24 protein-coding genes and 1 pseudogene are annotated in these 24,449 nt (G+C 70.1%); 14 read left to right on the top strand and 11 right to left on the bottom strand.

Annotated features, from left to right (window positions below; all coding sequences use genetic code 11):
- Nucleotides 1-219: 219 nt before the first annotated feature.
- Together CF165_RS11155 and CF165_RS11150 are read right to left on the bottom strand one after the other, a co-directional pair.
- Entirely contained in the window at nucleotides 220-1,362 is a 1,143-nt protein-coding gene (locus CF165_RS11155) for an HNH endonuclease signature motif containing protein (protein ID WP_093947404.1), read from the bottom strand.
- 200 nt (nucleotides 1,363-1,562) lie between these two features.
- Nucleotides 1,563-1,895, bottom strand: coding sequence for a winged helix-turn-helix transcriptional regulator (locus CF165_RS11150; RefSeq protein WP_093947659.1), 333 nt, complete (start codon nucleotides 1,893-1,895; stop codon nucleotides 1,563-1,565).
- Between the two features lie 118 nt (nucleotides 1,896-2,013).
- Here CF165_RS11150 and CF165_RS11145 point away from each other — a divergent pair, with 118 nt between their 5' ends.
- Entirely contained in the window at nucleotides 2,014-2,742 is a 729-nt protein-coding gene (locus CF165_RS11145) for an alpha/beta fold hydrolase (protein ID WP_093947403.1), read from the top strand.
- Nucleotides 2,743-2,793: 51 nt separating this feature from the next.
- On the opposite strand, the gene CF165_RS11140 is transcribed toward CF165_RS11145, so the two are convergent.
- From CF165_RS11140 to CF165_RS11130, 3 genes are all read right to left on the bottom strand, one after another.
- Nucleotides 2,794-5,070 carry an ATP-binding protein gene (locus CF165_RS11140; protein ID WP_205660819.1) on the bottom strand — a complete coding sequence of 759 codons (2,277 nt, stop codon included), beginning with the start codon at nucleotides 5,068-5,070 and terminating at the stop codon, nucleotides 2,794-2,796.
- 353 nt (nucleotides 5,071-5,423) lie between these two features.
- A complete protein-coding gene (locus CF165_RS11135) occupies nucleotides 5,424-6,308 on the bottom strand; it encodes an RNA polymerase sigma-70 factor (protein ID WP_093947401.1) in 885 nt (294 codons plus the stop codon).
- A 25-nt stretch (nucleotides 6,309-6,333) separates the two neighbouring features.
- Nucleotides 6,334-6,717: a DoxX family protein gene (locus tag CF165_RS11130; RefSeq protein ID WP_093947400.1), complete on the bottom strand. Its 384-nt coding sequence runs from the start codon at nucleotides 6,715-6,717 to the stop codon at nucleotides 6,334-6,336.
- A 105-nt stretch (nucleotides 6,718-6,822) separates the two neighbouring features.
- On the opposite strand from CF165_RS11130, the gene CF165_RS11125 reads away from it, so the two are divergent.
- The 5 genes and pseudogenes from CF165_RS11125 to CF165_RS11105 all read left to right on the top strand — a co-directional run bounded on the left by CF165_RS11125 (nucleotide 6,823) and on the right by CF165_RS11105 (nucleotide 10,631).
- Nucleotides 6,823-7,380: a TetR/AcrR family transcriptional regulator gene (locus CF165_RS11125; RefSeq protein ID WP_093947399.1), complete on the top strand. Its 558-nt coding sequence runs from the start codon at nucleotides 6,823-6,825 to the stop codon at nucleotides 7,378-7,380.
- A 17-nt stretch (nucleotides 7,381-7,397) separates the two neighbouring features.
- Nucleotides 7,398-8,090 (top strand): cupin domain-containing protein, encoded by a 693-nt coding sequence (locus tag CF165_RS11120; protein ID WP_093947398.1) that lies wholly within the window; start codon nucleotides 7,398-7,400, stop codon nucleotides 8,088-8,090.
- Nucleotides 8,091-8,214: 124 nt separating this feature from the next.
- Nucleotides 8,215-8,871 (top strand): lytic polysaccharide monooxygenase auxiliary activity family 9 protein, encoded by a 657-nt coding sequence (locus CF165_RS11115; protein WP_093947397.1) that lies wholly within the window; start codon nucleotides 8,215-8,217, stop codon nucleotides 8,869-8,871.
- A gap of 87 nt (nucleotides 8,872-8,958) precedes the next feature.
- Nucleotides 8,959-9,296 (top strand): annotated as a pseudogene (locus tag CF165_RS11110) (helix-turn-helix domain-containing protein).
- 384 nt (nucleotides 9,297-9,680) lie between these two features.
- Complete coding sequence (locus CF165_RS11105; protein WP_093947396.1) at nucleotides 9,681-10,631, top strand: endonuclease/exonuclease/phosphatase family protein; 951 nt, start codon at nucleotides 9,681-9,683, stop codon at nucleotides 10,629-10,631.
- A gap of 1 nt (nucleotide 10,632) precedes the next feature.
- On the opposite strand, the gene CF165_RS11100 is transcribed toward CF165_RS11105, so the two are convergent.
- The 3 genes from CF165_RS11100 to CF165_RS51130 form a co-directional block, all read right to left on the bottom strand.
- Nucleotides 10,633-11,934, bottom strand: coding sequence for a DUF3592 domain-containing protein (locus tag CF165_RS11100; RefSeq protein ID WP_143268544.1), 1,302 nt, complete (start codon nucleotides 11,932-11,934; stop codon nucleotides 10,633-10,635).
- 164 nt (nucleotides 11,935-12,098) lie between these two features.
- The gene (locus CF165_RS11095; protein ID WP_093947394.1) at nucleotides 12,099-13,553 is read right to left on the bottom strand and encodes a non-reducing end alpha-L-arabinofuranosidase family hydrolase; all 1,455 of its coding nucleotides are present in this window, start codon (nucleotides 13,551-13,553) and stop codon (nucleotides 12,099-12,101) included.
- Nucleotides 13,554-13,739: 186 nt separating this feature from the next.
- Entirely contained in the window at nucleotides 13,740-13,880 is a 141-nt protein-coding gene (locus CF165_RS51130; RefSeq protein WP_158226761.1) for a hypothetical protein, read from the bottom strand.
- A 340-nt stretch (nucleotides 13,881-14,220) separates the two neighbouring features.
- Between CF165_RS51130 and CF165_RS11090 the strand changes: the two genes are divergently transcribed.
- Genes CF165_RS11090 through CF165_RS11070 form a run of 5 tightly spaced genes read left to right on the top strand, consistent with a single transcriptional unit; the run spans nucleotide 14,221 to nucleotide 18,260 of the window.
- Entirely contained in the window at nucleotides 14,221-15,090 is an 870-nt protein-coding gene (locus tag CF165_RS11090; RefSeq protein ID WP_093947393.1) for an acyl-CoA desaturase, read from the top strand.
- A complete protein-coding gene (locus CF165_RS11085; protein WP_093947392.1) occupies nucleotides 15,087-15,881 on the top strand; it encodes a hypothetical protein in 795 nt (264 codons plus the stop codon). The genes CF165_RS11090 and CF165_RS11085 overlap by 4 nt, the downstream gene beginning before the upstream one ends.
- Complete coding sequence (locus CF165_RS11080) at nucleotides 15,878-16,321, top strand: hypothetical protein (RefSeq protein ID WP_143268541.1); 444 nt, start codon at nucleotides 15,878-15,880, stop codon at nucleotides 16,319-16,321. Before CF165_RS11085 ends, CF165_RS11080 begins: the two co-directional genes overlap by 4 nt.
- The gene (locus CF165_RS11075; RefSeq protein ID WP_093947390.1) at nucleotides 16,314-17,342 is read left to right on the top strand and encodes an acyl-CoA desaturase; all 1,029 of its coding nucleotides are present in this window, start codon (nucleotides 16,314-16,316) and stop codon (nucleotides 17,340-17,342) included. Before CF165_RS11080 ends, CF165_RS11075 begins: the two co-directional genes overlap by 8 nt.
- A 3-nt stretch (nucleotides 17,343-17,345) precedes the next feature.
- Nucleotides 17,346-18,260: a class I SAM-dependent methyltransferase gene (locus CF165_RS11070; protein WP_093947389.1), complete on the top strand. Its 915-nt coding sequence runs from the start codon at nucleotides 17,346-17,348 to the stop codon at nucleotides 18,258-18,260.
- Between the two features lie 322 nt (nucleotides 18,261-18,582).
- On the opposite strand, the gene CF165_RS11065 is transcribed toward CF165_RS11070, so the two are convergent.
- The gene (locus CF165_RS11065) at nucleotides 18,583-19,143 is read right to left on the bottom strand and encodes a phosphoribosyltransferase family protein (protein WP_240521541.1); all 561 of its coding nucleotides are present in this window, start codon (nucleotides 19,141-19,143) and stop codon (nucleotides 18,583-18,585) included.
- A 289-nt stretch (nucleotides 19,144-19,432) separates the two neighbouring features.
- Between CF165_RS11065 and CF165_RS11060 the strand changes: the two genes are divergently transcribed.
- Together CF165_RS11060 and CF165_RS11055 are read left to right on the top strand one after the other, a co-directional pair.
- The gene (locus CF165_RS11060) at nucleotides 19,433-19,918 is read left to right on the top strand and encodes a hypothetical protein (protein ID WP_093947388.1); all 486 of its coding nucleotides are present in this window, start codon (nucleotides 19,433-19,435) and stop codon (nucleotides 19,916-19,918) included.
- Between the two features lie 15 nt (nucleotides 19,919-19,933).
- Nucleotides 19,934-20,086: a hypothetical protein gene (locus tag CF165_RS11055; RefSeq protein ID WP_205660818.1), complete on the top strand. Its 153-nt coding sequence runs from the start codon at nucleotides 19,934-19,936 to the stop codon at nucleotides 20,084-20,086.
- A 188-nt stretch (nucleotides 20,087-20,274) separates the two neighbouring features.
- Here the strand turns inward: CF165_RS11055 and CF165_RS11050 are convergent, their stop codons facing one another.
- On the bottom strand, nucleotides 20,275-21,312 hold the full coding sequence (locus CF165_RS11050) for an amidohydrolase family protein (protein ID WP_093947387.1): 1,038 nt from the start codon (nucleotides 21,310-21,312) through the stop codon (nucleotides 20,275-20,277).
- Nucleotides 21,313-21,372: 60 nt separating this feature from the next.
- Here CF165_RS11050 and CF165_RS11045 point away from each other — a divergent pair, with 60 nt between their 5' ends.
- The gene (locus CF165_RS11045; RefSeq protein WP_093947386.1) at nucleotides 21,373-21,948 is read left to right on the top strand and encodes a TetR/AcrR family transcriptional regulator; all 576 of its coding nucleotides are present in this window, start codon (nucleotides 21,373-21,375) and stop codon (nucleotides 21,946-21,948) included.
- A 93-nt stretch (nucleotides 21,949-22,041) separates the two neighbouring features.
- Here the strand turns inward: CF165_RS11045 and CF165_RS11040 are convergent, their stop codons facing one another.
- Nucleotides 22,042-24,447, bottom strand: a complete 2,406-nt coding sequence (locus CF165_RS11040; protein WP_093947385.1) for a ricin-type beta-trefoil lectin domain protein — start codon at nucleotides 24,445-24,447, stop codon at nucleotides 22,042-22,044.
- Nucleotides 24,448-24,449 lie beyond the last annotated feature (2 nt).

The raw sequence follows: 24,449 nt of genomic DNA, 5'->3' as shown, positions 1-24,449 counted from the left end.
ACCAAACCCCGGTTCCGATGTCATCTCATGCGTTACGACACGTCATCGACGGTTCACTGTCGTTCGTCTTCCTGGACCGCACCTGCCACCTCATTGTGTGACTTTTCCATGACGCTCACCACCACACCTCATTCAATGCAGCAGCTCATGGCGGTTTGACACCATCACCTGCATGACGATGCCGAGGGGCCTACCCTCATCTCCAGCACAGCACTTCCATCAAGCGACTCTGGCTTCTACATCAGAACCTCTCAATCGAATTCGGGACACACGGTGGTGGGCGCACATCAGCACCAGATTGCCCAGCTCGGTGGGGCCACCATCGGCCCAGTGACGGATGTGGTGACCCTGACAGTGTCGGGGTGGGCGATGACACCCCGGGAAGGCACAGCCCCGATCACGCAAGTAGAGGGCGTGGCGGATCGCTCGGGGAACCAGGCGGCGCAGGCGCCCCACGTCGAGGGGTTCACTGTGGGTGCCGAGGACGGCGGGGATGATCATGCAGTCGCAGGCGTGCAGTCGGGCTTCGGCGGCGGAGATCGTTCCGGTGTCGCCGAGGAGGGCGGTGCCGATGCCGGTCTTCAGGTCTTCCAGGGAGACCGCGACCATGACGTGGGCGCGGTCTCCGGCCTGCATCGGCAGGTCCGGGGTGTTCAACGCGAGGTCGAGGGCGTCGGAGAAGGCGTCGCCGTAGCGTTCCTGCGGCGACCGCAAATCCGGGCCCTCGCCGGCGGGGCGGCGCTGGGCGAGGGAATCCAGCAGGGCGCTGGCCCGGGCACCGGTCTCGTCATCCAGCCGGCCGTTGATCTCCCAGATCCCGGTCCGCTTGCGTCGCAGGGAGAGTTCCCGGGCCGGGGTGGCGGGTTCGGTGTCATCGGGTTCCGCGCCGTCGGGGTCGAGGTGCGCCAGGATGCGGGCGCCGAGCGCGGCGACCTGCCGATGCCCCGCCTCGGCGGCGAAGTCGAGCAGATGCCGCTCGGCCCCCTCGCGGTGCTCGGGTGGAACGTCTTGCAGGACCCCGGCAATCACGTCGATCATCGGGTTGCTCAGCTGTCCCGACCGGGCCACGACCCCCGTGGCGGCCGCCAGGGCCGGGATCGGGGTGCCATCCAGGCTCAGGCCGGGGTTGACCGCCCGCGCCCGTTTCACCATCCGCTCAGCCGAAGACTTCGGGACATCCGCGAGGTGTTCCAGCAATCGGGGAACAGATCGGTAGCCGAACAGCTCCAGCACCCCTCGCTGCTCGATCTCGACCAGCAGCGCGCCGAGTTCGGCTTCGGCGGACCGGATGCACGCGAACAGGGAGCCGATGCGGTCGGCCAGGGCCACCGCATCAGACTGCCAGAGCGCGTGTTCGGTCATAACTCAAGATTACCGGCAATCGAACACCTGTCATCACACGAACAGGTACCACCAAAACCGAACTGTCACAGCACCGGAACACCCCACGAAAGAGGCGGCAGAGGGACTCGGTGCGTGGGGAATCGGCGCTACGGACCACAACGGGAAAGCAACCACGGCAAGCGCCGATTCCCACGCCACGGCGAAGCCGCGCTTGAAACCTAGCCACGACCGTCATAATCAGAACGAGCCGCATCAATAGCAGGCAAATGCGCAACACTCCACTCGAGCAACGGCGCAGCGGCTTCCCGCAAGGTCAGCCCCATCGGCGTCAGCTCATAGCTCACATGCGGCGGCATGACGTTGAAGACGGTCCGCGTCAAAAGCCCGTCCCGTTCAAGATCGCGCAGAGTCACCGTGAGCATCCGCTGGCTGATCCCGTCGATCGCCCGCTTGAGTTCGGTGAAGCGAAGCGGCCCATCCCGAAGCGTCCGGACCACGAGCAAAGCCCACTTGTCGCCCACGATGTCCAGGACCGCGCGGGTCCGGCACATGTCCTCCACGGTTACCTCCAGAGAACCGGGGCACCGGAAAGTGCCTTATTGCCCGGTGCGCGTCGAGTGGATCACGATGGTTACCAAACAGTACCGAGGCACGGATGGGAACCGAAGCATGTCGACGTTTTTGCTGGTCCACGGCGCTTGGCACCGCGGAGAGTGCTGGCAGCGGGTGGTCCCGCTGCTGGAGTCCGCCGGACACCGGGTGCTCGCGCCGTCACTGACCGGCTACGGTGACAAAGCGCACCTGCTCAGCCCCGACGTGGGGCTCGACACCCACGTCGACGACATCGCCGCGCTGCTCGAGGACGAGCGCGACGTCGTGCTCGTCGGGCACAGCTACGCCGGGCTGGTCATCTCGTCCGTGGCCAACCGGCTCCCCGACCGCGTCGCGCACCTCGTCTACCTCGACGCGATGGTCCCCGAAGACGGTGAGACCGCGGCCGACGTCATGCCCATCACCAAGGAGCTGATCGATCTCGCCGTTGACGGCTGGCGAGTCCCTCCCCTGCCGGAAGGGCCCGGTGGCCTGTTCGGGGTCACGGATCCCGGGGACATCTCGTGGCTGCGTTCGATGCTCTCGGACCAGCCCGTGCGCTGCCTCCAGCAACCCGTGCGGCTGGACAACCCGGCGGCCAACGCGATCCCGCGCACGCACATCCACTGCGTCGGCGGGGAAAAGCCGGCGGGCATCACGCGGCGGCCCGTTCCCCCGCTCCAGCCCAACGGCTCGCCGTCGCGGGTGCGGGAGCTGCCGACCGGGCACGACTGCATGATCACCATGCCCGCCGAGCTCGCCGCACTGCTGCTCGATCCGGAGGTGCGCACATCGACCAGGACGTGATCTTCACCGATGGCTCCCATGTGGACGGTGGGGCTGCGGCGAACCGGACGCCTAGGGCGACGGCACCCGCGATGCCGTGGCCGCCCACGCGGCCACCTGCGCGCGGGAGTCGAAGCCCAGCTTCCGCAGGATCCGGTTCACGTGCCCCTCCGCGGTGCGGCGGGAGATGACCAGGCGGTCGGCGATCTCCTGGTTCGACCGGCCGTCCGCGATCAGGGCGACGACCTGCGCTTCCCGGTCCGTCAGCGGTGTCGGCCGCTCCGGTTCGGGTTCCGGGGACGGCGACGCGACGCCGTCCCCGAGCGCGTAGGCGATCGCCTCCTTCAAGCCGAAGCCGGCGCCGCGCCGGAACGCGGCTTCGAACGGGCCGTCCCCCAGTGCGCGGCGGGTCCTTGTCACGCATTCGCCGTGCGGGGAGCCGAAATGCCGGGAGCCGAACATCGGGAAGCCGACCGCGTCCCAAATCGGCTGGGCGCACCCGAGCAACGTCGCGGCCGGTTCCCAGTGCTGCCGCGCGGCCTCGGTCCACGCCAGCACCTCGATCGCGAGCACGATGCCGAGCAGGTCGTGGAACGTGCTCTTGACGCGCAGGCAGTGCCGCCCGTGGACGGCCGCCCGGTCGAAGTCTCCGCGGCCCAGCGCGACCATGGCCTTGACGTAGATCGCATAGGCGCGGGCCCACTGCTCGCCGTGGGCGGCGCCGGTCGCGCACGCCTCTTCGCACAGTTCCGCGGCGCGGTCGAGGTCGCCGAGGAAGACCGACGCGACGGCGAGTTCGACGCCGGCCAGCAACACGGTGCTGTTGAGCTCACCGAGCTGCCGGTAGCGGGCCCGCGCTTCTTCGAGCAGGGTCTTCGCGTCGCCGACGTCGTCCCCGACCAAGAGGTTGCAGCCGAGGCGGTGGGTCGCGTACGCCAGCGCGACTTCGTCACCGGACCGCCTCGCGTAGGCACGGCATTCCTCCAGCATCGCGACGGCCGCGACGTTGTCGCCTTGCACCGTGGCGACGTACCCGGTGACCCACAACGCTTTCGCCCGCGCTGCGCCGGGTTCCGTGGCGAGGGCGAGAGCACGGTCGAGCCAGTGACGGCCTTCGCCGAACACCCCGCAGCCCGCCCAGTAGAACCACAGGGCCGAGGCGAGCCGGAGGCCGGTCTCGACCTCGCCCGGCACCGTCAGGCTGTAGTCCAGCGCCGCACGCAGGTTCGCGTGCTCGCGGCGCATCCGCCGGAAGATGTCCGCCTGCTCCGGGCCGAACCACGCGCGTTCGCTCCGCACGGCGAGAGCGAGGTAGTGGTCCCGCATCCGCCGCCGGACCGCCGCCGTCTCCCCCGCCCCGGCCAGCTTGTCGCGGCCGAACTGCCGCAGCGGCTCCAGCAGCCGGAACCGCTGCCGGTCGCCGTCCGTTTCCCTGACCAGCACGGACTTCTCCACCAGCCCGGCGAGCCGGTCCCGCAGCTCGCCGGCGGGCAGCCCGTCACCGGCGCAGACGCACTCGGCCGCGGCCAGGTCGAAGCCGCCGGCGAACACCGACGCCCGGGCCCACAGGTGCCGTTCGGCCGGGCCGCACAAGGCGAAACTCCAGTCAATGGCGGCGAGCAGCGTCTGATGGCGGGGTTCCCCGCCGCGCTTCACCGTTCCGGGCAGCCGGAAGCAGTCGCCCAGCCCGGCTTCCAGCTCCGCCAGCGTCAGGACCCGCAGCCGCACGGCCGCGAGCTCGATGGCCAGCGGGATGCCGGCCAGCAGGCGGCACACCTCGGCGACGCGGTCCTGGTTCTCCGGCGTGACGGCGAACCCCGGCACGACCGCGGCCGCGCGCTCGGCGAACAACGTCAGCGCCGGGTAGCGCAGCCAGCCGCCGCCGGGCAACGGGCACCCGGGTTCCGGCAGCGGCAACGGGGAAACCGGCCAGAGGTGCTCGCCGGTCAGCGCGAGCCGCTCCCGGCTGGTCGCGAGCAGCCGGAGGCCGGGCGCGGCCCGCAGCAGGTCGTGCGCGAGCGCGGCACAGCCGTCCAGGAGGTGCTCGCAGTTGTCCAGGATCACCAGCAGCCGCCGGTCCCGCACGTGCCCGGCGAGCACGGCGGCCGGGGGCCTGCCGGTTTGGTCGGGCACGCCCAGCGCTTTGAGGACGGTGTGCGCCACGAGCGCCGGGTCTTCGAGCCCGGCGAGCTCGGCCAGCCAGACGCCGTCGGGGAACGCGCGGGACAGCCCGGCCGCGGTCTGCACGGCCAGCCGCGTCTTGCCGACGCCGCCCACGCCGGTCAAGGTGACCAGCCGGGCCTCGGCCAGCAGGTGTTTCACCTCGGCGACTTCGTGCTTGCGTCCCACGAAACTCGTGGTGTCCGCAGGCAGGTTGCCCCTCCCGCACGCCGCACCGGCCTTGCCCACCACTGAACCGTAGGGAGGACACCACGAGCGGTCAATGCGACGGGGCGGGTCGTCCCTCGGAGGAAGCAACCCCCGGGCGTCACCGGAGGGAAGAGGCCGGTCGCGGCAGCGGGTCGTCCGAGGGGAGACGACCCGGAGGAGGGGACGCGACCGGCCGGCCACCATCTGCTTCGACCTCCCACGGTCTTCGACGGCTCGTCCGAGAGTGCTCCGGGCGGCTCCGCGCCGCACCCGTACAAGTACCTCACTCCATACCTGTTTCGTTGTCACTCAACGCACCCGACGGACTACTTTCAGCGCAGAGTGAGCGGGGTTTCGGACGCGAGGCGGGTCAGTTTCGCCGGGTTGCGGACGTAGTAGAGGCCGGAGATGCGGCCGTCGTCGAACCGGATCGCGATCACGCCGTCGAGTTCGCCGTCCAGGCGCACCACGAAGCCCGGGTTGCCGTTGACCGTCGTGGGTTCGACGGTGATCCGCTCGGTGGTCTTGCCGAGACCGCCGAGGATGAAGCGGACCACCTTGCCGGCGCCGGAAACCGGGCGCAGCGCGGCCTGCTTGACCCCGCCGCCGTCGCCGACGACGACCACGTCCGGCGCGAGCACGTCGAGCAGGCCCTGAAGGTCCCGGCCTTCCAGGGCCCGCCGGAACGAATCCAGCACCGCCCGGGTTTCGCTCGCGGAGACCGTCTCGCGCGGGCGGCGGGCGTCGACGTGCCGCCGCGCGCGGTGCGCGATCTGCCGGACGGCCGCGGGTGTCTTGCCGACGGCGTCGGCGATTTCGTCGTAGCCGACGTCGAAGACCTCGCGCAGCACGAACACGGCCCGCTCGGTCGGCGCGAGCGTCTCGAGGACGAGCATGAGCGCCATCGAGACGCTCTCGGCCAGCTCGACGTCCTCGGCCACGTCCGGCGTGGTGAGCAGGGGTTCGGGCAGCCACGGGCCGACGTAGGCTTCTTTGCGGCGCTTCATCGTGCGCAGCCGGTTGAGCGCCAGCCGGGTCGTGATCCGGACCAGGTAGGCACGCTCGTCGCGCACGTCGCCGGAGTCGACCTTCACCCAGCGCAGCCAGGTTTCCTGGAGCACGTCCTCGGCGTCGGCCGCCGAACCGAGCATCTCGTAGGCGACGGTGAAGAGCAGGTTCCGGTGGGCGACGAAGGTTTCCGTGGCGCGGTCGCTCATGACCCTTTCCTTTCGCGGTCGCCGGTCAGGCGGTGAAGGCGGCCGGACCGAAGCGGCCCCAGGCGACGAACGCGGCCACGGCGAGGTAGGCCAGGTTCAGCACCACGAAGTTCGCGCTGCCGTGCCGGACGTGGGTGATCATCGCACCGGCCATCAGCAGCACCCAGCAGGCGGCGGTCACCGGCACGAGCACCGGTGCGATGCCGGTCAGGGCGGGCAGGACCAGGCCGGCCGCGGCGAGGAGCTCGACGGCACCGAGCGACTTGACGAAGCCGCGTCCCGCCTCGGCGGTCCACTCCCCGCCCGGTGCGGCGGCCAGCTTTTCCTCGGGTACGAACACCTTGCTGACACCGCCGGTCAGCGCGACCACGGCGAGCAGTCCGGCGGCGATCCACAGTGCGAGGTTCACGGGCTTCTCCTTTTCGGTTCGGCCTCAAGACACCGGCCGCCGGGAGGCTGTGACATGACCTGGGTCACTTGATTCTGTACCTACTAGTATGTACATTCGGTCGCCATGGGGACCAGGGACCAGCTGATCGACAGCACCCGCGAGCTGTTGTGGGAACGGGGTTACGTCGGGACGAGCCCGAAGGCCATCCAGCAGCGGGCCGGCGCCGGCCAGGGCAGCATGTACCACCACTTCGCCGGCAAGAAGGAGCTGGCGCTGGCCGCCGTGCGGCGCAGTGCCGACGCCCTGCTGGCCGCCGCCGACGAGCAGTTCCGCGGTCCTGGCACCGCCGTCGACCGGATCACCGCGTACCTGCGGCGCGAGCGCGAAGTGCTCAAGGGCTGCCCGATCGGCAGGCTCACCCAGGATCCCGACATCGTGGCCGATCCCGTCCTGCGCGCCCCGGTGGACGAGACCCTGACCCGCCTGCGCGCGCGGCTGACCGAGGTCCTCGACGAAGGCCGGGCCGCGGGGGAACTGCCCGGCACGACCGACACCGCCGCGCTGGCCGCCACGATCGTCGCCGTGCTGCAGGGCGGCTATGTGCTGGCCCGCGCCGCGAACGCGCCAGAACCGTTCGACCAAGCCGTTTCCGGCGTGCTCGCCCTGCTCGCCGCCCGCTGAAGCCTCAGGAGTACTCCGTGAACTTCCCGTCCGCCGTCCCCGCCGACGTGATCACCGGCAACGCGTGGGTCACCCCGCTCGCCGTCCCCGAAGGCGCTTCGCGCACCCAAGTGGACCGCGTGCAGTTCGCGCCCGGCGCCCGCACCCACTGGCACCGGCACCCGGTCGGCCAGGTCCTCGTCGTCACCGAAGGCACCGGTTACGTGCAGCGCCGGGGCGGCCCGGCGACGCTGATCAGGGCGGGCGACACGGTCCGCGTCGCGGCCGGCGAATGGCACTGGCACGGCGCGACGGACACGACGCCGATGACCCACCTGGCGATCGAGGAGATTCCCGCCGACGGCACACCCACCGAGATCGGCGAACCGGCCGACCTTCCCGCCGTCACCCGCACGGTCGTGCTGGACCAGCACCTGCCCGAACCCCGCGTGGTCGGCCACGTCGAGGTCCGCCGCATCACCATCGCCCCGCACCACAGCCCCGGCCCGCACACCCACAACGGCCCGGTCTTCGGCAGCATCGAGGCCGGCTCCGCCGTCTACCAGATCGAGGGCGAGCCCGAGACCGTGCTGAACCCCGGCGACGTCTTCTACGAGCCGGAAGCGACCCGCATCGCGCGGTTCGACGCCCAGGGCGAAGGGGTCACGTTCCTCGCGCACTTCCCCGTGGGGCCGGGTGAAGCTCCGCGGCTGGACAGTGTCGGAAACTGAGCCGAAAGTTTTCGACACATCGCACGGAATGTCCGGTTGAAGTTTCACGAGACGGCGTATAGCCTGTTGCTCCGGGAGCGCTCCCACAGCCACCGCTCGTTCATCCGAGAATGGAGGCTCATCCATGCGTATGCGCACCTCCGGGCCCGCCACCAGGCGGCGGAGCATCATCGCAGTGATCATCGGCGTGCTGGCCGGATTGTTCCTCTGGGCCCCGCCGGCCTCGGCGCACGGCACCATCGTCAGCCCCGCCACCCGCGCCTACCAGTGCTGGAAGGACTGGGGCAACCAGCACACGAACCCCGCGATGCAACAGCAGGACCCCATGTGCTGGCAGGCTTTCCAGGCCAACGCCGACACCATGTGGAACTGGATGAGCGCGCTGCGGGACGGGCTCAAGGGGAACTTCCAGGGCGCGACCCCCGACGGCCAGCTCTGCAGCAACGCCCTCGCGCGCAACAACTCCCTCAACACCCCCGGCCAGTGGAAGACCACCAGCATCGGCAGCAGCTTCTCGATGCACCTGTACGACCAGGCCAGCCACGGCGCCGACTACTTCCGCGTGTACGTCAGCAAGAACGGGTACGACCCCACCACGCAGCGCCTCGGCTGGGGCAACCTCGACTTCATCACCCAGACGGGGAGGTACGCGCCGGCCAAGGACATCACGTTCGACGTCCAGACCTCCGGCTACCGGGGACACCACGTCGTCTTCACGATCTGGCAGGCCTCGCACCAGGACCAGACCTACATGTGGTGCAGCGACGTGACCTTCGGCTAGCGGCTGCCCGCTCCCGCGAGTTGGGCAACCCCTGAGGACCCCGGGTGCCGTGACGGCACCCGGGGTCCTCTGTGATGTGGAGGTGGAATGATCCCTGAGCAGGAAAGACCGGCCACGCCAGGCGGGGCCGACAAGTTCGACGACGAGCACTACCCCGCGTACACCATGGGGCGGGCCGCGGAAATGCTCGGCACGACCCAAACTTCTTGCGCAGCCTCGACCAGGCCGGCCTGATCACGCCGCAACGCTCCGGCGGCGGGCACCGCCGCTACTCGCGCCACCAGCTGCGGCTGGCCGCCCGCGTCCGGGAACTGGTCGACCAGGGCACCGCCGTCGACGCGGCCTGCCGCATCGTCACCCCCGAAGACCAGCTCCACGAAGCTCAACGCCTCAACCGATCCCAAGGTCTCGAGGCCGTCGACTGACCCCGTCGGCCAGTGCGTCCGGCGTGCCGCGATCGACGTGGCCGGTGGTGGCATCCTTTCCGCCGCGCAAGGCACCCTCGTCGCCCGTGCGGCCGCGCCCAGGCAGACGACGGCCTCGCGTGGGGCCCCGGCCCGCGCGACTTCCGGCGCCCACACAGGGCTCGGCGGCGTTGAGCCTGCGCCCACGTCGCGAAACGACGTGCCCGCGGGTTTTCCCCAACCAATGACGCAAATCGGTACGGAATCACTCGCCGAAGAGGGTTCGTGCACTGCGGCATTCGGGTGAGGCTTGTAACCGTGCGTCAGGACGCGACGAGTCATCTGGTATCCGTGCGCGGAACACCAGCGTCCCTGGCGGCCGGCACGCAAGGCCCGGGAGGCGTCATGGTCGTCATCGGCACGTGGAACCTGGAAAACCTGTTCCTGCCCGGCGACGGAGACGGCCGGCCGGACCCGGCGACCTACGACGCCAAGCTGAAAGCCCTGCACGGGACGATCACGGCGATCGGCCCGGACGTGCTGGCCGTGCAGGAGGTCGGGGATCCGGAAGCGCTGAAGGACCTCGCCGCGCGGCTGACCGGCGACTGGCACACAGTCTGCTCGCAGCACCCCGACTCACGCGGGATCCGGGTCGGCTTCCTGTCCCGCCTGCCGCTGACCGTCGTCGCCGACACCGTGGCCCTGCCGGCGAAGCTGGCGCCGATCCAGGTCGCCGACCCGCCCGCCCCGCTCAGCGGCCAGCTCGGCCGCGGCGCGCTGACCGTCACCGCGCAACTCGAAGGCGGCAGCGTCACCCTGATCACCTGTCACCTGAAGTCCAAGCTGCTGACCTACCCGGAAAACCGGTTCTTCCCGCACGGCGAAGGCGAACGCGCCCGCTACGGCGCCTACGCCCTTTACCGCCGCACCGCCGAAGCCACCGCCGTCCGCGAACTGGCCACCGCCGCCCTCGAACCGGGCGACGGGAAACGCGTCATCGTGCTCGGCGACCTCAACGACGAAGCCGAAGCGGCGACCACCCAGATCCTGACCGGCCCGCCCGGCTCGGAAATCGGCACCGGCGGCTTCGAACGTGACGACGCCGGCGACCGCCGTCGCCTGTGGAACCTCTCCCCCTTGATCCCCGACGCCGAGCGCTACTCCCGCATCAACCACGGCCGCCGCGAACTGATCGACCACATCTTCGCCAGCCACGCGCTCCTCGCGCCGCTGCCCGAAGTCCACGTCCGCCACGACCACGACCTGCCCTCGGTCACCGAAGACCCGTCCGCGCACGTGAGCAAGCCGGGCTCCGACCACGCCCCGGTCTTCGCTTCCTTCCCGCTGGACGGCTAGGTCATTTCTCCTCGATCGCGGCCCGCATCCGGCTGAAGTAGAGCTGGGTGAGCGGGAGAGGCGCGAGCGAGCCCACCACCACGACGAAGAACATGGGCAGCAACATGTCCAGCACGATCAACAGGACGCTGACTCCGACCAGTACGACGAACCAGCCGAAAATCGCGATCATGAACCAGCGGACCCTGCGTTCGACGAACGCCACCTGCTCCGGGTCCTCGGGGATGGGCGCCGCCGCGGGCTGGGGCGCGACCCGCAGGTTCAGCGCGTAGGCCGGCACGGCGTAGGGCGGCTGCCGCCAACGTCCGTGGGGGAAGAGCACCACCATGTCGCGGTCGGTGCCGCCGATCCAGGCCCGCCGGTTCGGCTCGTTCTTCAACGGCGCCGCGCCGTGTGACGACGTGGCCGCGCGCAGCGTGATCCGGGTGCCGTCGCGATACTCGACGTTGATGTCCGGCAGGTGCCGGTTCGAGCGCATCGGCTTGTCCGGCACGACGGTCACCGACGCGATCCGCCAGCCGGTGGCGAGGACGGCGCGGTGGCGGCGCCGCCAGTTCACCGCGGCGATGACCGAGAGCACGAGCCCGAACCCCCCGGCGGCCGTCCCCATCGCCAGCACCCAGGTCAAGGTCTGGTCGTCGTTGGTCTCGTCCAGCGTGCGCACCCGAGCGGGGTCGGCCTTGTCGTAGATGACCGTGATCTGCTGCCCCTTGGTGTACGGCCGGCCGGAGTCCCAGACGATGTCGGCATACCTCAGGTGGCCGTAGTCCACCGGGTACGCCACGTAGATCGTGTCCTCGCCACGGCTGTGCTGGTAGACGCCCAGCACCTCGCCGCTCACCCGCACCCCGGTCTTCAGCAGGTGGTCGGCCGACGCGCTCATCGCGGCGAATCCCGCGACCACCCCCGCCAGCACGGCGATCCAGACCAGCACGAGCCCCACGGAGCGCAGCACCAGCGGCCGCAACCGGGCGGTCTCGACGTCGAGGTCGACCTGGCCCTGGCCGTCGTGTTCGGTCAGCGACGGCAGCCAGTGTTCGTGCTCGGCGACCAGCGCGGCGCGCCGCAGGTCGTGGCGCCGCCCGAGGGCGACGCAGCCGAGCAACAGCGCGGAGGCCAGGGCGAAGACCAGCATCTCGCCCGTGAGCTCGCCGTCGTCGAAGACGTACCCGGGAGCGCTCAGCGAGTAGGCCGCGCCCGCCGCCACACCGAGCGCGGCCAGGCCGAAGACGATCTCCCCGGCCAGAAAGGTGTTCTGCCACCGGCGGTGCTTCGTCGCATCCCGGTCCATCCCCAGCGTCATCGCCTCAGCGTAGACCCGGGAAACCCGCCCTGACCTGCGATCAACCAGACACCGGAGCAAGGCAACCAAGCACGCCCGCCAAGCGTGCAAGCGGGCAATGCCCTCGGAACGGAGGAACCCCAGCCGGTGGCCGGCTGGGGTTCCTCCCGAGAGAGTGCCGCGGGTCAGCGCTGCAGCGTCAGGACACCCGGCCGCCACGGCAGCTGGTCGTAGGGGCCGCCGGCGCTCGGCGACTTGCCCTGGTAGAGCAGCTGCAGGTTGCAGGGGTCGACGGTCATGGTCTGGTCCGGGTTGGTGCGGACCAGGTCACCGTGACTGATGTCGTTGGTCCAGCTGGCGCCGCTGTTGGCCTTGCCCGCGAAGGGGTTGCCTTCACTGGCGGCCTGCGGCGTCCACGAACCGCTGAGGCTGCTGGCCGTGAACGAGCGGAAGTACCGGCCGTTCGCGCCCATCGCCTCGACGATCATGAGGTACTGGTTCTGGCCCTGCACCTTGTAGACCTGGACCGCCTCGAACAGGTTGGCCTGCGAGTCGCTCATGATCGTCGTGTAGTTCGAGCCGAAGCTGCCCGGGAAGTTCCCGATCGGCATGCTCGCCCGGTAGATCTTGCCGTTGTCACCGGCGAAGAACAGGTACATGTTCGAGCCGTCGGCGATCAGGGTCTGGTCGATCGGGCCGGTGCCGGAGCCGGAGATGCTGCCCGTGAACAACGGCTGCGGCGACGACCACCCGTTGGGGTTGGTGGGGTCGCTCGACGTGCGGTAGATGAACGGCCAGGCACCCCACTGGTACGCCAGCACCCAGATGTTCTTCGGCGCGAAGTAGAACAGCGTGGGCGCCACCGTGCCCTGGTTCATCCCGGTCTGGCCGGCCGAGGCCATGTCGGACCAGTTCGTGAAGGGGGTGAAGGCCATCGAGCCGTACGACGATCCCGAGACGTTCGACGCGTAGACGAGGTGCTTGCCGTTGTAGACGACGTTGGTGAAGTCCTTGAGCGAGACCCATCCGTGCTGCGGCTGCGCCAGCGCCCCCGTCGAGGACCACCGGTACGTCGACGGAAGCGTGCAGCCGTTGTTCCCGCCGGTCGTGGTGGTGGTCGTGGTCGGCGTCGTGCCCGACAGGCCCGTCCACTTCTGGTTGCTGCCGCCGTTGCACGTCCAGATCTGCACCGCGGTGCCGTTGGCCGTGCCGGCCCCGGAGACGTCCAGGCAGAGCCCCGACTGCACGCCGACCACCGTGCCGTCGGCGTTCACCCGCCACTGCTGGTTGGCCCCGCCGTGACAGGTCCAGGTCTGCACCTTGGTGCCGGCGGCGGTCGCGCTGCCGGGGACGTCCAGGCACTTGTTGCCGTACACGGTGAGCAGGCCGGCCGCGGTCGACGTCCACTGCTGGCCCGCTCCGCCGGAGCAGTCGTAGATCTGCAGGGAGGCACCGTCGTTCTGGCTGCCGTTGACGACGTCCAGGCATCGACCCGAACCGACACCACGCAGGGCGCCGGTGGCGTCGGCCAGCGCCTGGCCGGTGACACCCAGCGTCACCGCCAAGGCGACCGTCACCGCCGCGGCGGAGAGCACGGCGACCAGGCGCCGGCTCCGGCGGCTGATACTTCCTCTGTTCATGACGACCTTCTCCCAGTCATCGCGCGGCCACTGTTACCGCTAACACGCGTCGCGCCAGCCTGAACTTCCCGGAGAAGAGTTGTCAATCCATGCGACGGCGCGCCCGGAGACGCCGCCGTCGGCCGGGTGACCTCGCAGTTCAAGGCCACGGTCGTCAGTCCACAGAGGACAGATGAACCATGTAAATTACATGGGTACGGGGACGATCAGCGCGGCGAGGATCGCCAGGACGCAGCTGCCGCCCGAGATCGCGCACGACGTGCCGTAACCGTCCACTGTGGGCAGTGGCAGGCGGCCGCGAAGCTCCGGGACATGCCCCTGCGGCACCCGCGCAGTTGCAGAACGTCACTACCGGACGTGCCCCGGTGTCCGGTTGCGAAGGCGGCCGGTGATGCGCTCAGGGCGGGGCCGAAGACTCGGTCGGATACCCCTGATGGGTGAAGCTGTTCAGAGCCGGAAGGACCGGAGCGTCACGATTGTCCCGGCGCTCCCGCTGATTTCGCCGGGGCCAACCCCCTTCTCGACCGGCTCAGAGCCGCGCCGACGTGCGCCCAACTGCCCCGGACTCGTCCAGCCGTCTGGCCGGCACCTTCACCCGGCCTGGACTGGCGTGAGCGTGCACAGGCTGTCATCGTGAACGTGCGCACCAGCCTCAGAGGAGGCGCCCATGGACACTTCCGAGCGTCGGGAACGGCACGCGGTGGGGCCGCTGGAACGCGCCGCAACCCTGCTCGGTGTGCTCCTCCCGATACTGGCGGTGGCCGCGGGCGCCGTGCTGACCTGGGAGAACCTGACCACCGGGCGCGATATCGCGATCTTCGCGGGGATGTACGTCGCGACGAGCCTCGGCCTGACCGTCGGCTTCCACCGGATGCTGACTCACCGTAGTTTCCAGGCGCGCCCGGCGGTGCGTTTCGTGTTGCTCGCCCTGGGGTGCATGGCGGGCATGGCCGACCCGGTGCGGTGGGCGGCGATCCACATCGAGCACCACGCCCACTCCGACGACGACGCCGATCCGCACAGCCCGGTCCGCGGGTTCTTCCACGCGCACATGGGCTGGTTCCTGCCCGGCTACCCCGACGATCCCGACACCTACGCGCCTCGGCTGCGTGACGACCGGATGGTGCGCTTCTTCCAGCGCACGTTCTGGTACTGGGCGGCACTGTCCTTCGCCGTCCCGTTCGCGCTCGGCGGCTGGACCGGGCTGCTGTGGGGTGGCTGGATCCGGCTGTTCTTCACGCTCCATGTCACCTTCGCGGTCAACTCGATCTGCCACACGTTCGGGCGAGCCGAGTTCGCGACCGGCGACCGCAGCCGCAACAACTGGCCGATGGGCGTGCTCGCCTTCGGTGAGGGCTGGCACAACAACCACCACGCTTTCCCCAGCTCGGCGATGCACGGCCTGTACTGGTGGCAGGTGGACCTTTCCGGGTACGTGATCCTCGGTCTCGAGCGGCTCCGGCTGGTCAGCCACGTGCGCCGGGTGCCGCCGGAACTGCGGGCCAGGCGACGGCTCGGCGCGAAGGCACCGCCATGAGGAACCCGTGGTGGCTGCGGGTGTTCTTCGCGCTCGTCGTGGTGCAGGCGCTCATGTTGGGGCGGGCGCTGATCTGGCCGCAGCTGATCTCCGAGAACCTGCCGTGGCCGGCCACCCCGCTCAACGCGCGGTTCGTGGCCTCCCTCTACGGCATGGGCGCGCTGACCGGGTTGTTCAGTGCGGCGGCGCCGAGGTACGTCGCGGTGCGGATCTCGCTCGTCAGCGTCGGGACGGTCACCGGTGGCCTGCTGCTGCTCACCTTGCCGCACCTCGGCCAGTTCGGCTCGGACGACTTTCCGGCCCGTTGGCTGATCTTCTACGGCGTCGACGTGGTGATCGCGGCACTGGCGCTGTACCTGTTGCGCGGCAAGGACAACCGGCCCGCCGGCCACCACCGGTTCGCGCCGCTGACCGGCGCCTACACGGCACTGCTCGCGGTGTGCGGGGTGGTCATGCTGGTCGCCCCCGACTTCGCGGTTCAGCTGTGGCCGTGGTCCCTGACGCCGATCCTCGCCCAGGTTTACAGCGTGTTCCTGCTGACCTTCGCCGCCGGCGGGGTGCTGGTCACGATGGACGTGCGGCCGGAGGCGGGCTGGATCTGGACCGCGGCGAACCTCGGCACCGTGCTGCTCGTGCTCGGCGTTTCACTGGCGAACCTCGACCGGTTCAAGGCAGGCCCGTCCACAGTGGCGTGGTTCGTGGTTTTCGGCGTGGACGCGGCGCTGCTGGCGGTCGTGCTGCTTCGAAGCAGGGGAACGGCCCTGGTGCGCACGGCGAGGTTGGCGTCATGAGGGAGCCCGCGAGCGAATCGAGACCCGGCGCGCGGGCGCTGCGGGCATACCTGGTCGCGTTGATGGCGGGCCTTCTGCTGCAGGGCGCCGGTTCGCTGCTGTTCCGCGCGGACCCCGATCTCGCCGGCACCGCGCCCTACCTGGTGCGCGGGCTGCTCGGGATCGACCCGGCACACGCCTGGCTGCACGTCGGGTGGGGCGCCGCCGCCCTCGCCGCGCTCCTGGTGGCGCGCGGGGCGGGGTTCGCGGTCGGCCTGGCGCTGTCGTTCGGCGTGTTCTACACCGCCCTCGGCGTGTGGGGTGTGATCGCGCACCACCCGCTCGGCCTGGAGCTGGACGCGTTCGAGAACGGGTTCCACCTCGTCGCCGGGCCTTTGACGCTGCTGCTCGGGACGCTCGCCGCGGCCGGACGGCGGCACCGGCGAGTGGCGCATGCCTGAGTACGTGACGACGAGCGCCGACTACCTGGAGCTGCGCGGCCGGGTGCGCCGGGCCGGGTTGCTCGAGCCCGCACCGGCCTTTTACGCGCGCACGACGGTGGTCACGCTCGGCCTGCTCGGCGGTGGCTTCGCGGGCATCGTGCTGGCGGACGGGCCGGCGGCGCGGCTGGCGCTGTGCGTCCCGCTCGCGTTCGCCTACGGCCGGGCCGGCCTGCTCGTGCACGATCTCGGCCACCGGCAGGTGTTCCGCTCGCAGCGGGCCACCACGGTCGCCGGCCTGCTGCTCGGCAACCTGATCATGGGGTGGAGCTGGAGCTGGTGGGTGGCCGACCACAACGGGCACCACCGCCACCCCAACCGGATCGGGCGCGATCCCAGCCTGGCCAGGACGTTCACCGCGTTCACCGAACGTGACGCCGTGCGCAGCCGGGGCTTCGTCCGGCTCATGATGCGCCACCAGGCCGTGCTCGAGGTCCCGCTGTACTCGTTCGTCGCGCTGTTGTTCCTGATCGAGAGCATCACCACGCTGGTGCGGGGTCGCGCACGGCTGGTCGCCGTCGAGGCGACGCTGATGCTGGCGCACTACCCCGGGTACCTCGCGCTGGTGATGACGAGGCTGTCCGTCGGGCAGGCGGTGCTGATCATGGTCGTGCAGAAGGCATTGTTCGGGTTGTACGCGGGCTCGGTGGTCGCGCCCAACCACAAGGGCATGCCCCTGCTGGACGCGGCCGACGAGCTGGGTTTCGTCGCCCGGCAGGTCGTCACTGCACGCAACGTGGTCGGCTCGCCGCTGGTCGACCTGTGGTACGGCGGGTTGAACTCGCAGATCGAGCACCACCTGTTCCCGACGATGGCCCGCAACCGGCTGCCGGCGGCCCGGCCGATCGTGCGGGCGTTCTGTGCCGAACGCGGCATCCCGTACGCGCAGACCGGGGTGCTGGGGTCCTATCGGGAAATCCTCGGATTCCTCGCCAGAACCAGCGCCCCCCTGCGCGTCCACCCCGCTCGAGAGAGGCCGTAACCGATGACGGATATCGCCGGCGAGATCGATCTGTTCTCCTTCGATCCGTTCAGCCACCACGAGTTCTACCTGGAGGTGAACCGATCGCTCGTCGAGCGCGCGATCGCCGGCCTGCCGGCGGGCGGTCACCGCACCGTGGTCGATCTCGGCTGCGGCACGGGCGCGATCACCGAGCTGGTCGTGTCGGCGCTGCGTGCCCGTCAGCTGGACGCGACCGTGGTCGCGGTGGAACCCTCGCCCGCCGCGCTCGCCGAAGCGCGGCGACGGCTGTCCGATGCCGGCATGCCGGTCCGGTGGCTTCAGGGCGACGCGGGCGAACTGCGCTCGCTCGGCCACGACGTCGACGCCCTGTTCTTCTGCAACGCGATCCACCTGATCCACGACAAGGCCGAGACCGTGCGGATGATCGCCGAAGCGATGGCGCCCGGCGGGGTGGTCGCCATCAACAGCACGTTCTTCTCCGGCTGCTACGTCGCGGACACCGAACGCTTCTACCGGATGTGGACCATCGGGGCCATGCGCTGGCTGCGCCGCGAACATCCAGAGGTGCCGGTTTCGCGTGACCGGGCGGAGGCGATGCGCTGGCTCTCGGGAGCGGAGTACGCCGCGATGCTGGGCGAGCACGGGCTGGACGTCGAGTACTGCGAGCACGAGCAGGCCGAGATGACGCTCGAGTCGTTCCAGGACATCGGCCGGTACCGGTTGTTCATCGAGGGTGCGCTCCCTGGCGTACCGATCCCGCTCGGCGCACAGGCTCTGTACCGCGGCGCCGCGGATGCTTTCGCCCAGCTGAACCTCACCCGCGTCCCGCGCAACTGGCTGCAGATCATCGCCCGCCGTCGCCCGGGCTCCGGGACGACCTGGTCGTCGAGCGGCTGCCGCGACGCGACCGCCCCCGCGCTCGATGAGCGCCGCTAGCTTCCCCCGGCGGCCGATCCCTCGCTCGTCAGTGTCCGTTGGGGGCCGCCCGGTCGGGAAAACGACCATCACCCGGCTTCTCGCGGACGGCAGCCGCACTGTCCACACTGCTCAACCACGCCGAGCAGCTCACCGGCCACCGGCTCCCCTGGACAACGACGCCCGCCGCCCCGGACATCGAGACACCCCTGGATGCCACCGCGAGCGCGATGATCACGTTCCACGCCGAGCGGCGAGGCCTTCGGGGCGCGAACACCGCCCTCCGCGACGCCGATCTGCTGCGCCGCTGCCTGACCGAGGCCGCGGCTCAGCCGCCGAAGAGTCAGAGCTCTCGGACGTGCAGCAGTGATCGGACGTTCAGGTGCCGTCGGACCTGATTGCTGCTCAGCGCGTCGACCACCGTCGCAGCACCGAGCCACGTGGCCCCGGCATCCTGGGTCAACAGGTGGGCACCACAGGCCTGCCCGCCGGTCTCCACCCAGTCGTCGACGAACAGCACTCGATCGCCACTGTTGACCAGGCTCTTGCGGAAACCGAGAGTGAGATGACGGTCTCGATAGTCCGGTGGCGCGGTTCGCTGCAACCAGACGTCACTGTCGCTCGACCCCACGCGGTCCTTGCGAACCTCAACGAACCCGACGTCGAAGCTCAGAGCGACCAACGGCCCCAAGAGACAGCCACGCGATTCCGGCCCGAGGACGACCGTGGGTCGCTCGCCCGCGAACAGCTGCGCCAGCGCGGGACCGAGACACTTGAGCAGGTCGGGGCGACGCCACCAACCGGTGACGTCGGCATAGCGATGCCGATCCGGGCGGTCGCCCCGCCAGGTGAGCGCGCCACGAAGCCCGGACTTCACCTCTTCCAGCCGCACGTCCACAGACACCGGCCCATGATCGCGTCGACGGCCTCGGCAAGCAATCAGGTTTCCTCACCTGCCCGACCTGCTGCTTTCTCGGACCGGTGACGGCAGTGCTCCGACGCACGCAAATGCCGACGAGCGGACGCCGACACCACCGCGAGGCCGGCAGCTCTGTCGCCGAACTCACCGCGTGTTACGCGCAGACCTTTGGCAAGGCCGTTGACAGCCGACTGAAGCTGTGAATCCTTGAACGGCCCGGGCAAAGACCCGGGCCGCCGGGCAACCGCGGCGGCCTTCCCGGCGTGCTGGAGGCATGACGTCGTCGAAGTCGTGGCTGCCCGCGGGGGCCTTGTTGTGGCTTCCCCTGATGGTCCTGTTCGGCGGGCTCGCGGCGGTGTGGGCCGGCGTTTCCGTGGCCGCGGATGTGAACCGGTCGGCGGGGCTGTTCCCGGGGCGGGTCGTCGCGACCGGGGTCCGGGAGCACCTGACCGCGGACGTCGAGTACACCGGGCCCGACGGGGTGACGAGGACAGAGACCTTCGAGCACCACCAGGGGCGTGTGATCGTCCCGGGCCGCCGGGTGCAGATCCGGGTGTGGCCGGACGAACGGCGCGCGGAACTCGACCAGGGTGACAAGCACACCATGCCGATCGTGGCCGGCAGCCTGCTGACTCTGCTCGGCGCGGGCGCCACCGTCCTGCTGTTCCTGTGGCATCACGGCGTGAGGATGGAGAAGTCCCGGGCGCGGCTCGAAAGGTGGTGGTGGTTGTTGTGGTGGTGGCTGTCTCGCTGGCGCTGACGTCTCTTCGAATCGATGTACCTGCCGGACGGCTCGGGGCTGGTCGCGGCGTTGTACAACGCGGCCCCCGGCTCCGCGGCCGAGGACGCCCTGAAACTGCTGGCGAGCTGGTCCACCACGGCCGAGGCCGCGGATGCGCAGGCCGCCGAGGCGGACTCCGGGAACTGAACCGACCTCCCCAGCCCCGGCTGCCGCCGGCAACAAAGGCGGGCTTTGACCTGCACATATACCGCCGGGGATCGCTGCTGTTACCCCTCACAGCGGAAACTCCCTCGTCGACTCCGTTCCCGGCTGCATCGTCAGTGCCCCGCTTCGGGGCCGGCGGGGATCGAACCTCCGGCCTCCTCATGACGGCGCTACTCGACGCCCTCGCACCAGACGCGGCTGATCGCGCGGGTGGCGCGGATGTCGGCGACCGGGTCGCCGTCGACCAGGACCAGATCCGCGCGCAGCCCGGGCCGGATCGCGCCGCGGTCGGTGAGGCCGAAGTGCTTCGCGGGCAGCTCGGTCGCCGCGCGTAGCGCATCCACAGTGGACAGTCCGGCGGCGACGAGCAGCTCGAGTTCGTCGTGCACGCTCGCGCCGTGCTCGACGGGGGACGGAGAGCCGGGCGCGGCGTTCGCGTCGGTGCCGGCCAGGATGGGTACGCCCGCGCGGTGGAGCAGGGTGACCGACGTCTTCGCGCCTTCGTAGAGCCGCGGTTGCCCGATCCCCGACGAAATGCCCTTCATCATCGTCAGCGTCGGCACGACGACCTTCACGCGCGGGACGTCCTCCCCCGCGATCGGCGGCCCCAGCGGCGCGTGCGTGACGACGTCCACGCCCGCGTCCAAAGCCATCGTGTACGCCCCGGTGTTCGCGGCGTGCGCGATGACCAGCAGCCCGGCTTCGTGCGCGGCTCCGGTAAGGGCACAGGCCACGGGGAGTTCGGGGCCACCTCCGCCGGGCGCCTCCAAGACGATCTTGAGGTAGTCCGACCCCGCCGCCTTGCGTGCCGCGACGAAGTCCTTCGCCTGCGCGGGGTCGGTGACGACCGCTTCGGCCGGCATGCCGGGCATGCGGGCGTGGTTGCCGCCGGGGCCGATCGCGGGCACGCCGGCGCTGCGGATGTCGGTGAGGCCGGGCTGGTCGCGCAGTGCGGCCAGCAGTTCGGCGGACGTCGTCGCCATGTCGAGCGCGGTGGTGACGCCGTACCGGGTGAGCTGCTCGAGGTTTTCCCGGCCGCGCAGGTGGACGTGGGCGTCGATGAGGCCGGGGAGCAGGACCTTCCCGGTTCCGTCGATCGTCCGGCCGCTGCTCGCCTCCGCGGCCAGCCTGCCGCCGTCGACGAAGACGGTTCGCGGTTCGCTGAGCCCGGTGCCGTCGAAGATCCGCACGTTCGTGATGGCCGTCATGACGCACCCCCGATAAGGAACGGTATCGTTCACTAACGACCGTACACGAGAGGGGCCACGATGACGGGAACGCGGCGCCGGGGCGACGCACTAGTCCGCGCGATCCTCGAGTCGGCGCTGCGCGAACTGGCCGAAACCTCCTTCGAAGAGCTGAGTTTCGAGAAGGTCGCGGTCCGTGCGCGAACCGGAAAGGCGGCGCTCTACCGGCGGTGGTCCACGCCCGAAGATCTGGTGCTGGCCGCGCTCACCGATCCGGTCGCGGGATTCGGGGCGACTCCGCCGCCGGGCACCGGCAGCTTGCGCGGTGACCTGCTGGTCCTGCTCGGGGGGCTGGCTCGCGTGCTCGACGAGCCGCAGGGCCGGGCCCTGCTCGCCCTGATCACCCAGCGGGCGAGGCACCCGGAACTGTTCGCCCGGGTCCGCGCGCTCGTGCTGCGCCCTCGTCAGGAGCTGATCCTCGACCTGCTGGCCCACGCCGCCGAACGCGGGGAGGCGCGGCCCGCCGCGGTCACCGCCCGCATCGCGGCGGTCGGGCCACGCCTGGTTCTCGTCGAACACCTGGAGGCCGGGGTGGTGACCGCGGCCGGGGTGACCACGATCGTCGACGAAGTACTGCTCCCGCTGATCAGGCGCTGAAAGACCGCCGCTCCCAGCCACAGCGGGCCCGCCTCGGGTTGCCGGGTGAAGCCGAGGCGGATGCGACGACTTCACCCGGCCCGGTCGACCGGATCAGTTCCGCGCCCACTTCTGGTTGCTGCCGCCGGTGCAGGTGGCGAGGTCGATCAGCGTTCCGTTGCCGGTGCCGTTCCCGATGGCGTCCAGGCACAGTCCCGATGGGGTGCCGACGATCGTGCCGTCGGACTTGAGCGTCCACTTCTGGTTGGCGCCGCCGGTGCAGGTCCAGATGATCGCCTTGGTGCCGGGGGTGGTGCCCTGCCCGCTGGCGTCGAGGCAGGAGCTGCCGTAGACCCGCAGCTCACCGGCGGCGGTCGAGGTCCACTGCTGGTTGGCACCACCGTTGCAGTCCCACAGTTCCACCTGGGTGCCCGATGTCTGCGAAGCGTTGGGCACGTCGAGGCAGCGGCCCGAACCGGCGCCGACGACTGTCGACGTCGTGCCGCCGTTTCCGCCGCTGCCCGGGGTGATGGAGAGGTTGTCGAACTGTGCCGTCTCGCCCTGGCTCGTGGCGTAGCCGACCTGGCCGGCGCCCCAGGTGGAATCGTTCGCCGAGCCGGCGGTCGCGCCGTCGACGACGGCGGTGATGGTGCTGCCGGAGAAGGTGAGCGCGAGGGTGTGCCACCGGTTGGTGCCCAGCGCCGCGACTGTGCCGTGCGCGAGGGTGGAGACCGTGCCGTTGGTGTTCGAGTTCAGGATCGACCAGTTCCCGGTGTCGCTCACACGCAGGTGGTAGGCGTTGAGCCCGGCGGCTCCGGTGTAGCTCTGGCTGCCGGCGCGCCCGATCACCTCGGCGTACCCGGGCTTTTCGAGCATGGCGTCGGACGAAACGGTGTAGTTGCTCCACCCGAGCTCGCCGAGCAGGGTGTGCGGGTCGGTCAACGGGTCCCAGGTGATCGGCGCCTGCGCGCTCATCTGGCGTACGCACCGGCCCGCACGGCCGCCGCCACAGGCCGCCACTTCGAAGGAACCCTGCCAGTCCATCAGGTACTTCGCCTCGGTGCCGATCGCGTTGCTGTCGAAGGGGTCGCTGTACGGCAGGCTCAGTGCGCCCGGCGCCGGGCCGGCCGCCGTGCCCTTGCCCTGCCCGGTCGTCGTGGTGAGGGTGTAGACGTACCCGGGCTGCACGGTCAGGCTGAACCTGGCGCCGGATGGGGTGATGTCGGTGGTGTGCACGAAGTAGTCGGCCGCGTTGCCGGAGTTGACGTTGGTGGCCCACACGTGCACGGCGCCCGTCGACAGGCCACCGGTCGCGGTGAAGGCCAGCGTCTGCGGCCCGCTTGCGTCCATCGTCTCGATGACCGTGCTGTAGTCCTGGTTGTTCGGCGCCTTCAGCGAAACGTAGCTGCCGTTGTTCCGGTTGCCGCCGAGGTAACCGCTGGAGCCGTCGAGGTACTTCCAGCCGGGCGCGGTGAACTGGCTCGTCTGGGCCATCACCCAGGCGTTCTTGCCGATCGCGTAGTGGCCGGACCACGGCTGCGCGGCCAGCGCGACACCCATGGTCGGCCACGGCAGGTTCGGGGTGATCGCGGCGATCACCGGCCAGTTGAGGTAGGCGGTCATCTTCCCGTCGATGTACCCCCGGTTGAGGCCGCGAGCCATGGCCTGCGCGCCGCCGTTGTAGTCGTCCGAGCCGTTTTCGCTGGCCCACAACGGCTTTCCGGACGACGTGGCGGCCGAAGGCACGCTGCAGTTCGACTGGGACGAACGGTAGCCGCACGGGTAGTGCGCGCCGATGATGCCGATGGCCGAGGCGAGAGCGGGGTTGGAGTTGATGTCGTTGGCGATCGACCAATCGGAGTCGGCGCCGACGATCTTCACCGCCGAGTAGCCGCCGGAGTTGAGCGTGGAGCGCAGGTTCTCGTACCAGCCGACGTTGTAGCCGCGCTCGTTCCACCCGCCGAGGTAGTCGATGGCCAGGTTGTGCTGCTTGGCGCAGCCCAGCCACGTGGTCAGGTAGCCGAGCGTGTCGGTCGACCAGAAGTTGCCGCCGCCGATCCAGCCGGGCGCTCCCCAGGCCAGCCCGTAGAGCTTGATGTTCGGGTTACGGGCCTTCGCCTGTTCGGCGAGCCAGAACTCGTAGCCGACGTCGCAGTTGACGGTCCCCCGCGTGTGCTCGACGCTCGGCTCCGCGCCGGAGGTGGAGTTGGTGTCGCCGCCGATCTCGATCTTGAGGATCTGCACCGAAGCGCCGTAGCCGGGCTTGAACAGGTAGTCCAGGATCTGGCCGCGCTCCGGCTCCGGGTAGTCGATCAGCAGGCGCGAGTTGCCGCCCCCGCCGCTGATCGCCCCCACGCCGTCGAACGTGCGGCCGCCCGACGAGCCGTTGATCGTGATCGAAGTCGCGGCTTCGGCCGGTGCTGCGGTGACGGCCACGACGCCACCGGTGGCCAGGGCGAGGCAACCGACCATGACCGCCGGCGCCCGCCAACGCCGGACCAGCCCGCTGAACCTGGACATGA

It is taken from the genome of Amycolatopsis vastitatis (genome assembly GCF_002234595.1).
Taxonomy (GTDB): Bacteria; Actinomycetota; Actinomycetes; order Mycobacteriales; family Pseudonocardiaceae; genus Amycolatopsis; species Amycolatopsis vastitatis.
The sequence above is the reverse complement of the archived record's forward strand: the minus strand, read 5'-3'. Positions and strand labels throughout refer to the sequence as shown.